Consider the following 12,832-nt stretch of genomic DNA (forward strand, 5'->3'; position numbering starts at 1 on the left):
TTCAGTCCTTTTCTCGGGGCTGGTGGGTGGGGGCGGACCCGGGCGCGGTACCCAGTTCGGCGGCCCAGGGGTAATAGAGGTGGGCCTGTGAGGCGGGCGGTCCGGTGAGACCGTCCTTGAGGACGAGGACGGAGGGCACCTGTGCCACGGGGATCCAGACCGCAGCGTCGGCGAACTCCTTCTGCGCCCGTATGGCGAGCCGGGCGCGCGCGCCGTCATCCAGGGTGCGCAGCGCCTGGTGGACCGTGCTGTCGTAGGCACGGCTCTTGAACCCGACCCAGTTGTTGGGGCTGTCCGACAGACCGTTGTCGTAGAAGCCCATCGGGTCGCTCTTGGAGATGTACCAGTCGCCGACCAGCACGTCGATCTCCGAGCGGGCCTGCGGGGAGCTGTAGAACTCCTCGAACTGGGCGGTCGGCACGGTCTTGATCTGCCCGGCGAGCCCGATGCGCTGCAGCGCGGCCCGTACCGCGTTGGCGATGACGGTGCGGCCCTGGCTCGCGTCCGTACCGATGACGATCGGCAGGGCCGGTGCCCCTGCCGCCTTCACCAGCCGCCTGGCCCGGGCGAGAGCGGCGGCGTCCGGCCGCGCGGGGGCGGACGCGTCCAGCGTGCGCTGCGCAGCGGAGAATGCGGGTTTCGCATAGCCCCAGGCGCCGGATCCGACGGGGGTGGCCCAGGGCTGGACGAGCCCGCCGTAGCCGGAGTCGGCGATGCCGGCGCGGTCCAGGGCAAGAGACAGGGCGCGGCGGATCGCGGGGTTCTTGAGGCCACCGCGCTCGGTGGGGATGAGGGCGAGGGAGGCGGTGCTGGGACCGTAGTGCTCGGTGAGCCCCTTGCGGCCGGCCAGGGCGGCGGCGGTGTTGGGGGATTCGGCGTAGCCGCCGTCGGCGGCGCCGGTGGTCAGGGCATTGACGAAGGCGCTGTCGGAGGCCCAGCGGAAGACGACCTGCCGGGTCAGCGGTTTGCGGCCCCAATAGCCGTCGTAGCGGCGGATGGTGAGCGAGTCACCCGACTTCCAGCTCGTGAGCTCGTACGGGCCCGAGCAGGCGTCACCGCGCCCCGGTGTACCGAACTCCGCTCCCGCCGCCTGCACCTGGCGGCGGTGGTACACCAGCCCGGCATCGCCCGCGAGCGCCTTGGTGAACAGGGCGTCGGGCTGTTTGAAGGTAATGGTGATCTCGTGCGGGCCCGTGGTGGCCATCTTCTCGACGTTGCCGAACTCGTCGGCCTGCTCCATGTCCGGGTCGGCGTGGCGTTTGAGGCTCCACAGCACGTCGTCGGCGGTCATCTTCGCGCCGTCGTGGAAGGTGACGTCGTCGCGCAGGCTCAGCACCAGGGTGGTGGGGTCGGGGCGGGTGACCTTGCGGGCGAGGAAGGGGCGGACGGACATATCGGGTTGAAGCTGGTACAGCCGCTCGCAGACGTTGGTCAGGACGGCCCGGCCGGCGCTGGTGCCCTGGGTGTCCAGGTCGAGGGAGTCCGGTTCGTCCTCCAGCAGCCAGTTGACGGTGTCGAGCCGTCCGGTGGCCTTGGCGGTGGTGGGGGTGAGCCGGAGATCGGCGGCGTTCAGCGTCTTGCCGCCGCCGAGGGCGTGGGTGGCGCCGCTGCATCCCGCCGCGCTCAGGGCGAGGGCGACGACGGCCGCGGCCAGCAGTGGAGCGGTCGGTCGGGAGCCGCGCTTCATCGGTGTGCCCCCGGTCCGTCGTAGAGGTTCCACGGCACCCGCTGGTACTCGTTCTCGCAGGGGGTACCCGCAGTGGCGTGGTACTCGCCGCTGGTCAGATCCACGCACGAGGAGACCAGTGTCGTCCAGTGCCGGAGCGTGGGCTTCCGGGGATCGGGGTGGGTGCACAGCGACTCGGGGTGGCCGAGGTGGTCCGACATCGCCTGCCGGATGATCTTGCGTGATGCGTCGGGTCCGGTGGACGTACGCAGGGCCCGCAGCCCGGCCTCGGCGCGCGGGACCCGTATGAGGGAGTCGGACGACATCGGGCGGTATCCGGCGCTGAGCGCGGCCGGGACACCGGCCTGGTAGTGATTGCCGTGCACCAGCAGCCCGTCGGTGGGGTACATCCAGCCGTGTCCCGCCGGGGTGGTCTCCAGGTCGACGGCGAACCCCTCGCGGCAGGTCAGCAGCGCGTTGCTGGCGATGTGCGCGCGGGTGCGGCACAGCACTTCGATGGCGTCGGTGATGCTCTCCTGGTCCAGGACGCTGCGCCGTACGACGGTCTGCGGCAGCCCGATCGCGTCGTCGAACCGCCCGCCGAGGCCGTTGGCGTTGAGCGCGATACCGGCCGAGTTGGCGCCCTGGCGGCCGATCTGCCCGGCCTCGACCTGCATGATCAGGGTCGGTCCGGGCGGCTGGACGATCCGGATCAGTACGACGGTGTCGGCGACGCCGGCCCGCCAGTCCCAGTTCTGCCCGGCGTAGACATGGCCGTCGCCGCTGGCCTCCCCGTAGGCGGCGTACGAGGTGCAGCCCTCGGCGGGTTCCTCGCCGTCCGCCGGCGCCGCGTCGCTGATCTCGGCGAAGGACCTGTCGTAGAGCACCTCGCCCCGGGCGTTGAGGGCGAGGATGTCGAGCAGGCCGACGCCCGCGCCGTCGGCGATCCCCTGCATCTCTTCGACCAGGTGGGGTGCAAAGTCGCGGACCGGTGTCAGCCAGCGGGCGGCGCGGGCGGTGACCTGTTGCCAGGTCAGCCCGCTGGCGGCGCCGAAGGCGGCTTCGTAGTACGCGGTGGCGGCGTGGATGCGGTCGCGCACCGCCTCGCCGTATTGGCGGCCTCGCTCGACCGGCGGACCGGTGATCTCGATGACCGGAAGGGTGCGCTGTGCCATGTCTCTCCCTGCGCAGGACCCGGTGCCTCGACGTCGTGTTGCTGTAACGTCGATTTCAGCAAGTGGGTCTCTTGGAATGCGTTGTCCAGGAGAGTAATGCCGGTCTCATGAAAGTCAAGGGTTGTAATGGGGATTCCAGAAGGCTCTGTGGGTTCCGCGGGTGAGGGCACCGGCATGACGCGGTTGCGAGCCGCCGTCCGTGATGCCTGGGACGAGCTCTCCACCTCCGAGCGCGCCGTCGCCCAGCACCTCATCGGTGCCGAGCCCGAGCAACTGCTCTTCGCCAGCGCCCAGGAGCTGGGGAGCGCCAGCGGCACCAGCAACGCCACCGTCGTACGCGCCCTCCAGCGCATCGGCTACGCCGGCCTGCCCGCCCTCAAGCGCGACCTGACCACCGATTTCACCACCGCAGTCGCCCCCGAGGTCCGTCTTCGGCAGCGCATCGCCCACGTCGGCAAGGACCTGTCGGGCATCTGGGACGACGTCTTCGACGAGGCGGCGGACCGGATCGGACACGCCCGGCGGCTGACCGACGCCGCGTCCTTCCAGCGCGCGGTGGCCGCACTCGCCCAGGCCCAAGAGGTCTTCTGCTATGGCGTCGCGGCTTCCGAAATCGCCGCCCGGCACCTCGCCCTGATGCTCGCCCGGACCGGCCGCCGGGCCCGCTTCCTGGGCGCGACCGGATTCGCGTTCGCCGATGCGCTGCTGCCACTGGGGCGCGGCGACGCGGTGGTGGTCTTCCAGCCGGCGCGCCCGCTGACGGAGTTCACCGTCCTGGTGGAGCGGGCCCGCGCGGTCGGCGCCAAGGTCGTCTTCGTCACCGACGAACTCGGCGACACCTTCGAGGACCGCGTCGAGGCCGTACTGACCGCGCCGCACACCCCCACCGGCATCACCGCCGAGTCGTTGCCCGGCCTGGTCATCGCCGACGCCCTGCTGCTCGCCCTGACCACGCTGGACGAGACCCGCGCCGTGGAGACCTCACACCAACTGACCGCACTGCGCGAACAGTTGCTGCCGCCGGCGGTGAGAGCCCGCGCCCGGAGGGAGGCTCCTTAGCCGGATCCGGCTGTTCCCGCCTGTTTCCCGCTGTTCCCGGCCGTCCCCGGCCGTCCGCTGCGCATGCGCTTGCGCGGAGCTTGAGGTACGCCCGCACGCGTCGCCTGACAAGAGCCGGTGGGCCACTACACGTATCATGATCACAGAATCGAGGCTCCGGCGCGATTCGCAGTGCTTGGCCGACACTGACACCTGCCATGACACCGCACCGAACGGGCCCCACCGCATCATCTCCACGGCTGTGCCGGCGGGGTTGAACCCCGCGAGAGCGGGGGGAGAGGCATCGGCCCCCGACGTCATGGCAGGCCTCCACCGCACCACGCCACACCGCACCCCCTCCAAAAGTTCGTCGACGGCGGCCCTGACCGTGCGACCCTTACCACCCGACCGCCGCTTGCGGCGTAGAACACCAAGGAATCTCATGGCCCCCACGACACCGCAGCCGCACCACAAGCTCGCTGCCCCTCTTCCTCGCCCCGCGAAGCCCGATTACCGCAACGTCTTCATCGAACCGGTCTACGGGAACACCTTCCTCGAAGACGACCTGGAGGACGACCTCGACGCCCCCGCCACTTCCCGCGCCGGATACTGACGGCGAAATGCTGACGGCGAAAGCCCAGTAGGTACCGTCCAGTTGCCGGCCCATAGTGCTGATCAGGCCGTATGCGTCGGTGATCCCGAAGCGGGGCGGTGCGAGCTGTCTCTCTGATGGCCGGTTGCCGGGACGCTCGCCCCACCGTCGAGGTGAACTGTGCTCATACGGGATGGCCGATCGGCCTGACGATCACCCTGTTGATGTGGGCACCACTCGGCCGGCCAATGGTCCAGACGATCGTCTTCCCCAATTGCTCCGCCGGCAGAAGGCCGCGGTCGGGCAGACCGCCGGGTGCACTGTCGAAGAAGCTCGTCTCCGTCGCGCCCGGCGAGACGAGGGTGACGCCGATGCCGTCCCAGCGGGCGGGATCGCGCGCGCCTCGTCTCCACATCGGCACCGACCCCCTGAGGCCGCAACTGCTCCGGTGCGGCCGGCCTGTGCCCTTGCCCGGCGGCCGCTAGAGGTCGAGGACGACTTCCGTGGCCGGTGTGCTGCAGCAGACGAGGACGGTGCCGGCTTCGGGGAGTTCGAGGGGTGGGGTGGTGTACGTGATGTCGCCTGTCACGAGGTGGGTGATGCAGGTGTGGCAGACGCCGGTGCGACAGGACCAGCGGGTGGGGACGTCGCAGGCTTCGGCGAGGTCGAGGAGTGATGCGTGAGCGGGCGACCAGGGGGTGGTGATGCCGCTGCGGGCGAAGGTGACCAGGGGGCCGGAGCCCGGTGGGCCGGTTGGTTGGTGCGGCCGGATCGCGGCCGTGGGCGTGACGCCGGGGTTGATGGCGGGGAGGGCGCTGAACTGTTCCGTATGGATCCGCTCGGGGCGCAGGCCGTACTCGCGCAGGTAGCCGCCGAGGTCGTCCATGAAGGCCGGCGGTCCGCAGAGATAGGCGTCGGCATCGGTGGGAATGCCCATGGCCGCGAGTGCGGGGGCGGTCGGACGTCCCCGGGTGATGTGGGGCCCGGCGGGATGCGGGGTGGCCCCGGCGGTGTAGTAGATGTGCTCGTGGGCGTGGGGGAGTTGTGCCAGGAGCGCGTGGGTCTCGTCCGCGAAAACGTGGTGGGCGTGGTCGTGGGCGGTGTGGATCCACCAGACGGGGCGTGGGTCCCGGGTGGCGGCGAGCCGGTGGAGCATGGCGAGCACGGGAGTGGCACCGATCCCCGCGGAGACGAGGATGACCGGGCGGGTGCCTTCTTCGAGCACGAACGTTCCCCGGGGGCTTGCGATGTCCACGAGATCCCCGGGGCGGAGCGTGCCATGGAGGTAGCCGCTGACCTGTCCGTGGGGCTCGTGCTTGACGCTGATGCGGTAGGTGTCGGCTGTGGGCGCGGCGGACAGGGAGTAGCTGCGCACCGTGGGGGCGGCCTCCCCGACGGCGAGGCGGAGGGAGAGGTACTGGCCGGGGCGGGCCTCGGGGAGGGGGGTGTGGTCGGTGCTGCCGAGGTAGATCGACGAGACGGCGGAGGTTTCGGGGACGATGCGGGCGACGCGCATGGTCTTGAAACCCGGCCATCCCGGCTCTTCCCTGGGCTGCCCGGTGCCGGTGCGTTCGCCCGGCCATCCCGGTTCCTGCGCGGGCTGCCGAGCGGCCGCGAGGTCGCGGAAGGACTGCTGCCATCCGGGGCTGAGGGCGGGGATGTTCAGCGCTTTGCGCAGTTGTACGGGGTCGCGGTCGGGGAGGTAGAGCAACGCGTCGGCGTCGGCGACGCTGAGCTGTTCGGGACCCTTACGGGTCAGGGTGATCTCGTCACCGGCCTGGACGCGCCCCTCGGTGAGCACGCGCAGGTAGAAGCCGGGGCGGCGATGGGCGACCAGGAGGGAGGCCATGGTGGGTTCTCCCAGGCGCATGCCGACCCGGTAGCAGGTGACGCGCGGCTGGGTGACCTCGAATGCGGCTTCGCCGATGCGGTACCGGTCGCCGATGCATACGTCGTCGTCGGGCAGACCGTCGACGGTGAAGTTCTCGCCGAAGATCCCGAAGGTCAGGTCGTCGCGGCCGAGTTGTTTTTGCCAGTACCGGTAGGACTGCAGCTGGTAGACGAGGACGGCACGGATCTCGCCGCCGTGCCCGGCCAGGTCTCCTTGACCGTCTCCGTCGATGTTCAGCCGCCGCACCATACGGGGGCCGTGCACGGGAGACTTCCAGGCGCCGGTGTGGACGGTCCTTCCCTGCCAGGAGACGTCCTCGGGCATTCCTACATTGACGGACAGCAGCGTCGCCATTGCGGATCCTTCTGCGGGGTGGCCGGCCGGGTCAGCCTCATGGCACTTTGCTCAGTAGCTCAGTAGCTCAGTAGCTCAGTAGCTCGGTGCTTTGCGCTTTGTGCGCTCGGGCCGATGCTCATTCTTGTGCAGGGGCCGCCGTGATCCCGTCATCACGAATCGTTCGGGACTGTCGGTGCCGGTGCACAGGCTGACCCTCGCGCCCCCTCCCGCCGTCCCGCGCCCCTGCTTCACCGGCGCCTCCGACCGCACCGCACCGCATCCTTCCGCCTCACTCTATCTAACCAGTAAAAGTAACTTGACAGGTTAGGTGGAAGGTGGGTGACTGGATATATAACTGCTGAATCTCGATAGAAAGGTTAGGGATATGGTCTCCGCAGTTCACCACCGCACCGTCACCGTCAACGGGCTGGAGGTCTTCTACCGGGAGGCCGGCGACCCCGAGGCACCCGCCGTGGTTCTCCTCCACGGCTTTCCGACCAGCTCGCACATGTTCCGCCACCTGATCCCGGCGCTCGCCGACCGCTATCACGTCATCGCCCCCGATCACATCGGGTTCGGCCAGTCCGCGATGCCGGCCCTGCCGGACTTCCCCTACACCTTCGAGGCCCTCACCGATGTCACCTCCGGCCTGCTCCGGCACCTGGGCATCGAGCGGTTCGCCATGTACGTACAGGACTACGGGGCTCCCATCGGCTGGCGGCTCGCGCTCCAGGCCCCCGACCGTGTCACCGCGATCATCACCCAGAACGGCAACGCCTACGAAGAGGGCTTCGTCAAGCCCTTCTGGGACGGTGTCTTCGCCTATGCGCAGGCGCCCGGACCGGACACCGAAGCGCCCATGCGGGGCGCGCTGAGCCCCGAGATCACTCGCTGGCAGTACGTCAACGGAGTGGCTGACCCGAGCCTGGTCAGCCCCGACAACTGGGTCCACGACCAGGCGCTGCTGGACCGCCCCGGCAATGACGAGATCCAGCTCAAGCTCTTCCGCGACTACCCGACCAACGTGGACCTCTACCCGCGGGTCCACCAGTACTTCCGCGACTCGCAGGTCCCGCTGCTGGCGGTCTGGGGCGCGAACGACGAGATCTTCGGCCCCGACGGCGCCAAGGCCTTCTCCCGGGACCTGCCCCACGCCGAGATCCACCTCCTCGACTCCGGACACTTCGCTCTGGAGAGCCACCTCGAGACCATCACCGAGCACCTGCGCGGCTTTCTCGCGCGCGTCCTCCCCTGACGCTCAAGGGAGCCGGCTCCTCGACGCCGGTTTGCCGGTCCGGTGCCGAGCCTCAGGTGTACGGCGGCAACGGTCCGGCCGGGAGCGCGTGTCCGCCGATGGGGCGAGACGCGCGGAAGCCGGGAGGGCGGGCGGCCCCGTACAGCACGGAGGCCACGACAGATGCACGCCCTCCTGGCCGCGGCGCGCGGCTTCTCCCACCCCAGCCATCTGTTGACCTGATCCGTCGGGCAGCGCACGGCCCGGGTGAAAGCGCACGTCTACAAGGCGATCACATGGCCTCTCAGGGGCACCGAACTGCATCCCTGCACGCGTTTGGTCTCGCCATGGCCCACGCCGTAGTCGATCCAGCCGTAGCGGTCCCGCGACGCGTGACGCATCGGCTCGTGGTACGTCACCGCCAGATGCGCGTAAGGAGTGTTTCTCCCGGCTTCGGTGGTGCCGACGTAGACGTTCTGCAGCGTCCTGCCGTCCGCCACGAAGAGCGCATGCGCGAGCAGGCGGCCTTCCAACTGTGCGGTGAAGAGCAGCACATCCTTGCCGAACGTGCTGATCAGGCCCCGCAGCCTGCGCCGTTCGGCGGCCTCGTCGACGGGCTGGCCGTACCAGCGCAGCAGTGCGCATCTGGCTTCGATGGCCTCTTCGAACAGGGCGCGGGGGTCACCCGTGCCCACCACGCACCCCAGCTCGTCGAGTCGCGACAACTGACGCCGTATTTCGGCGCGGCGCCGCTTGGACCGGCTTTTGTCGAATCCGGTCGCGTCGTCCCAGGTCACGGGCATCATCGAGCGGGTGGTGAGGTCGAAACTCTCACCGCCGAGGGCGGCGACGGCCGGTTCCACGACCCCCGACGCCGCAGGGCTCGTGTAGAGGACGGACACCGTTGCCAGTCCCGTCCGGGCCGCCCATGCGCAGACGTCCGCCAGACACTTGCTGACCGTCTCGGGGTGCCCGGCGGCAGCGCCCACGGGGTCCCCCAGATACCCGGGCGCGACCAGCAGGAGCCCGGGGAGCATTTCCCGCGGGGCGTCTCCGAGTTGTGGCAGGACCCGGCGGCCGGAGGCGTGTACCTCGGAGAACACCGGGTCCTTCCTGCGAAGGATCATCCACGGGTTGTACGCCTCGTAGGCGTCGCCGTCCGAAACGACGGCGCCGGTGAAGCCGATGTCGCCGTCCGGACCCTCGTGCAGCACCCGCACCGGCTCACCGGGCAACCGGCTGAGCATGCTGCCCAGCCAGCGGCTCCCCTGGACGGCGGCGGCCGGGTTCAGCCGGTCCCAGCGGCTCGCGTCAAAGGGTTCCGATATCGCGGAGACAACCGTCCTGTGCATGATTGCCCTGTTCTCCTGTCGTATGGCGCCGGGGCTGTGGTCGTGACGGACGCGGTTTCCAGGGGAGAGGCTGCTAGGGGGAGACGCCCTCCGGGTTGCTGTCCGAGCCGGCGGGTTCCTCGTCGCCGTCCGCGTCGGCCGGCGACGCGTCCGGCTCGGCTCGTGCGCTGCTCAACTGCCGTACGCCGGACGAGAGCAGGGCCGACAGGCTCACGCACGCCGCCGCGAGGCCCGCGGCGATCGCCGCGCCCCGGGCGTCGAGGGCGGCCACCAGCGGACCCATCAGCAGTGCGCCCAGCGGCATCAGCCCGTTGAACCCGAGGAACGCCAGGCTGCCCACCCGGCTGAGCAGGGACTCCGGCACCTGCTCCTGGAGCAGGCTGGGGAAGAGCGAGTTGAAGAAGTGCAGCCCGATTCCGTAGGTGAAGGCCATGGCGAGGGCGCCGGTGCCGCCGCCGACCACTCCGGTGGCGGCGAGGGAGCACGCCATGAGGGCCAGCATCGAGAAGAGGGCCGGTCCCATCCTGCGCACCGTCAGTTTGACCAGGACGGCCGCTCCTACCAGGGCCCCGATGCCCTGCAGCGCGTAGAAGGTGCCCAGGGAGCGGGCGCCCCCGGTTCCCTCGGGGGCCATGATCAGCGGCACCGAAACATCGAGTACTCCCGCGTACACGGCGTTGGTGCAGGCGCCGACCGCAAGGGAGATCAGCAGCCATCGCACGCCCGCCACGTACCGTCCGGCCTGTGCGACGTCCGCGCCGATCTGCCGGAGGCGGGCGGCGCCGCCCGCCGCGGGCTCCTCGGCGGGCTCCGCCTTGTTCCCCGCACCGTCCTTGCGCCCTTCGTCCGCCCTACGGGGGGTCCGGACGAGGAGCAGGAGGACCGCCGACGCCATGAAGGTGACCGAGTCGAAGGCGAACGTGGCGGGGGCGCCCGCCAGGCTCACCACGAAGCCGCCGATGAGCGGGCCGCCGATCAGTCCGATCTGCTGACCCACGGACAGCGCGGAGTTGGCGGCGACCAGCTTCTCCTTGGAGGTGATCTCCTGCATGTAGGCGAAGGACACCGGCTGGAAGAAGCCGTCCGCGACCCCGATCAGTACGGCCAGTGCTACGAGCAGCACGATGCTGCTGGTCGAGAAGGTGGCCGCGGCGATGAGGGCGAGGACGGCGAAGCGGGCGGTGTCCGCCCACACCATCACCGCGCGGCGGGAGCCCGTCCGGTCTCCCAGCGCGCCGCCCACCAGGTAGAACACCAGCGAGGGGAGCAGAAGTACGGCCGTGGCCGTGGCCAGTGTGGCGGCCGAGCCGCTGACACTGATGATGTGGGTCGCGAAGGCCGTACGAAAGGCGTAGTCGCCGATCAGGGACAGCGTGCGGGCCGCCCAGTAGCACCCGAAATTCCGCTCTCCCACTATGCCCAGCCGTTTGATGACGCTGCCGTACATCGGACTCCCGTCGCTGTTCGCTGTGTTGTGGCGTTCCACCGTCGCGTGGTTCTACTCGTGGGGGGACGAGGGCCGGGCCAGGCCTCCGGTCAGGGCTGCCGCCGCGTTGCGGGCGGGGCCCCGGTCGCCAGGGTCCAGGGGGAGGACGAACCCCTTCACCTCGTCCAGCCGGCAGCCGCGTTCGATCTTGGCGCCCTCCGTTCCGTAGCTGTAGGAGAGTTCCCGGCACCCGGACACGTAGGCGTCCTCCACGGGTGTGTAGTAACAGACCTCGAAGTACGTGTCCTTGGACCGGTCGTCGGTGTAGTCGGTACCGGTCGTCCAGGCGTGCCGTACGGCCCCCGCGTCCAGGAAGAGGCAGAAGCCGATGATCCGGCCGTCGGCCACCGCCGCCACGAGGTGCACGCGATCGCCGAAGTTCTCCCGGAAGGAGGTGAGCTGGGCGCGCTCCCCGGCCTCGTCCGAGCGGCGGCCGTACTTCGCACGGTGCTGCATACGCAGGTCGACGAGCCGGTCGACGGTCGCGTCGTCCGCTGCGGAGAGCCTGAGCCGCCGGATCGTCACCCCGCGCTCGCTCAGCCGCCGCCGGATCCGGGACATGCCCTTGCGCGCGTCCCGGCTCAGCGAGGCCCGGTAGTCGGCGAACGACGTCCCCGGCGGGGACAGGGTGGAGCGCAGGGCGAGGGGGAATTCGATGAAGTCGGCCCTGCGCAGCGCCTCGGCGAGTGCGTGTTCCTCGGGTTGGACGTACAGGAACGCGACCGAGCGCAAACCGTCGTGCCGAGCCTGGTCGAGGATGTCCGCGACGGCGGCGTCCAGGGCCCCGGCACGGTGGCGTCCGGGGCCGGCCGGAAAGCATTCGAGCCCGGGGTAGGTGAGGACGAGGGAGGGGAACCACCCCTCACGGGGCGGGCCCCCGGTCCGTGCCGCGGACTGCGCCGTGACGGCGTCCGGGGTCAGCGACCGCAGGCTGCAGGGCTCGAAGAGCAGTTCCCAGGGGTTCTTGCTCTCGGAGACCCGGCTGTCCGCGATGACGGTGCCGAAGAATCCGGTGCCCTCCGGCGTTCCCGGCCGGCGGACGAAGCGACGGTGTTCCCCGTCGATGCGCCCGGCCATGGCCGTCAGCCAGGGCTCGGAGGCGAACAGCGGCGGATCGGTGTCCAACCGGTCCCACGGGGTCGGGTCCGGTCCCGGGCCGGTCGCGAAGGCGCTCATCAAAAGACGCGCCCCGTCCACGCCCAGGTGGGGACGAACGGATCGAGCATGCCGGCCACCCGGGAGGGACAGCGGGGGCCGGCGAAGGAGCGGAAGAGGTCCTGTGCCAGGTCGAGGATGAACTCCCGTGCCTCGTCGACCGGGAGACGGTCGGTGAACAGCAGCCGCTCGGCGCGCGCGAAGACGAGGGGCACGTCCGGCAGGGTGGCGATCTGTGCGGCCCGGGACATGAGGTGCTTGCCGTCGTGGGTGAGGGGGCCGAAGGCGTTGACGGCGGACATGAGCAGCGATTCGGCCGCGCCCCGGCACATCAGCTCGCGGGTGGGGCCCGCGAGCACGGTGGTGTCCTCCAGCAGGCTGAGCGTGCCCACGAAGGCGAGCGCGGTGGCGGCGGACCGGACCGTGTCGAGATCGAGGCCGGCGCGGAGCCTGCTCAGCTCGCCGGCCCCGGCCAGGGCGATGCCGCTGTGCACCCGCTGGACCAGCCGCAGTTCCAGCCCCTGGAGGTTCGGCAGGTCCACGCCGCCGCCCTCCGCGGCGGCCTCCAGCACCTGGGCGATGTCGTGCAGGCGCTCCTGGGCCACGTACTCGATGTTGACGGGAAGGTCTCCGACCTGTCCGTCGAAGCTGTCACCGAAGATCGAGGGGTGGTTGGTGGTGCCGGGCCGCCGGCGACGGCGCCGGCGCTTGGTGAGGACGAGCAGATCGAGGTCGGAGGTGGGGTTCGCCTCCCCGGAGGCGTAGGAGCCGACGAGCAGGACGGGCTCGTCCTCGTCGGCCTCCACCAGCGCCGCTATCGGGGGCAGTGCGATCCTCCGGTCGTTCAGCTGGTCACGTACCGGAGACGGAAGCCGGTCCAGCAGGGCGACATTCACGAAGCGTTGTT

At 70.3% G+C, this 12,832-nt stretch carries 11 protein-coding genes; 3 read left to right on the forward strand and 8 right to left on the reverse strand.

Annotation, left to right across the window (positions count from 1 at the left end; all coding sequences use genetic code 11):
• Position 1 precedes the first annotated feature (1 nt).
• Complete coding sequence (locus ACGFR7_RS00740) at positions 2-1,687, reverse strand: ABC transporter substrate-binding protein (RefSeq protein ID WP_393311489.1); 1,686 nt, start codon at positions 1,685-1,687, stop codon at positions 2-4.
• Entirely contained in the window at positions 1,684-2,841 is a 1,158-nt protein-coding gene (locus ACGFR7_RS00745) for a C45 family autoproteolytic acyltransferase/hydolase (protein ID WP_393311491.1), read from the reverse strand. Before ACGFR7_RS00745 ends, ACGFR7_RS00740 begins: the two co-directional genes overlap by 4 nt.
• Positions 2,842-3,015: 174 nt before the next feature.
• Here ACGFR7_RS00745 and ACGFR7_RS00750 point away from each other — a divergent pair, with 174 nt between their 5' ends.
• Both ACGFR7_RS00750 and ACGFR7_RS00755 read left to right on the forward strand, forming a co-directional pair.
• Positions 3,016-3,900: a MurR/RpiR family transcriptional regulator gene (locus tag ACGFR7_RS00750; protein WP_393311493.1), complete on the forward strand. Its 885-nt coding sequence runs from the start codon at positions 3,016-3,018 to the stop codon at positions 3,898-3,900.
• Between the two features lie 421 nt (positions 3,901-4,321).
• Positions 4,322-4,492, forward strand: coding sequence for a hypothetical protein (locus ACGFR7_RS00755; protein WP_393311495.1), 171 nt, complete (start codon positions 4,322-4,324; stop codon positions 4,490-4,492).
• Between the two features lie 163 nt (positions 4,493-4,655).
• Here the strand turns inward: ACGFR7_RS00755 and ACGFR7_RS00760 are convergent, their stop codons facing one another.
• Positions 4,656-4,886: an oxidoreductase gene (locus ACGFR7_RS00760; RefSeq protein ID WP_393311497.1), complete on the reverse strand. Its 231-nt coding sequence runs from the start codon at positions 4,884-4,886 to the stop codon at positions 4,656-4,658.
• Between the two features lie 66 nt (positions 4,887-4,952).
• Complete coding sequence (locus tag ACGFR7_RS00765) at positions 4,953-6,716, reverse strand: MOSC domain-containing protein (protein WP_393311499.1); 1,764 nt, start codon at positions 6,714-6,716, stop codon at positions 4,953-4,955.
• A gap of 367 nt (positions 6,717-7,083) precedes the next feature.
• Here ACGFR7_RS00765 and ACGFR7_RS00770 point away from each other — a divergent pair, with 367 nt between their 5' ends.
• Positions 7,084-7,953: an alpha/beta fold hydrolase gene (locus tag ACGFR7_RS00770; protein WP_393311501.1), complete on the forward strand. Its 870-nt coding sequence runs from the start codon at positions 7,084-7,086 to the stop codon at positions 7,951-7,953.
• A 260-nt stretch (positions 7,954-8,213) separates the two neighbouring features.
• On the opposite strand, the gene ACGFR7_RS00775 is transcribed toward ACGFR7_RS00770, so the two are convergent.
• From ACGFR7_RS00775 to ACGFR7_RS00790, 4 genes are all read right to left on the reverse strand, one after another.
• Positions 8,214-9,284 (reverse strand): GNAT family N-acetyltransferase, encoded by a 1,071-nt coding sequence (locus ACGFR7_RS00775; protein WP_393311503.1) that lies wholly within the window; start codon positions 9,282-9,284, stop codon positions 8,214-8,216.
• 73 nt (positions 9,285-9,357) lie between these two features.
• Positions 9,358-10,770, reverse strand: a complete 1,413-nt coding sequence (locus tag ACGFR7_RS00780) for an MFS transporter (RefSeq protein WP_393311505.1) — start codon at positions 10,768-10,770, stop codon at positions 9,358-9,360.
• Between the two features lie 12 nt (positions 10,771-10,782).
• On the reverse strand, positions 10,783-11,946 hold the full coding sequence (locus ACGFR7_RS00785; RefSeq protein ID WP_393311507.1) for a GNAT family N-acetyltransferase: 1,164 nt from the start codon (positions 11,944-11,946) through the stop codon (positions 10,783-10,785).
• Positions 11,946-12,821, reverse strand: a complete 876-nt coding sequence (locus ACGFR7_RS00790) for a nucleotidyltransferase domain-containing protein (RefSeq protein ID WP_393311509.1) — start codon at positions 12,819-12,821, stop codon at positions 11,946-11,948. The genes ACGFR7_RS00785 and ACGFR7_RS00790 overlap by 1 nt, the downstream gene beginning before the upstream one ends.
• Between the last annotated feature and the right edge of the window lie 11 nt (positions 12,822-12,832).

This window comes from Streptomyces sp. NPDC048516 (assembly GCF_043199875.1).
Classification (GTDB): Bacteria; Actinomycetota; Actinomycetes; order Streptomycetales; family Streptomycetaceae; genus Streptomyces.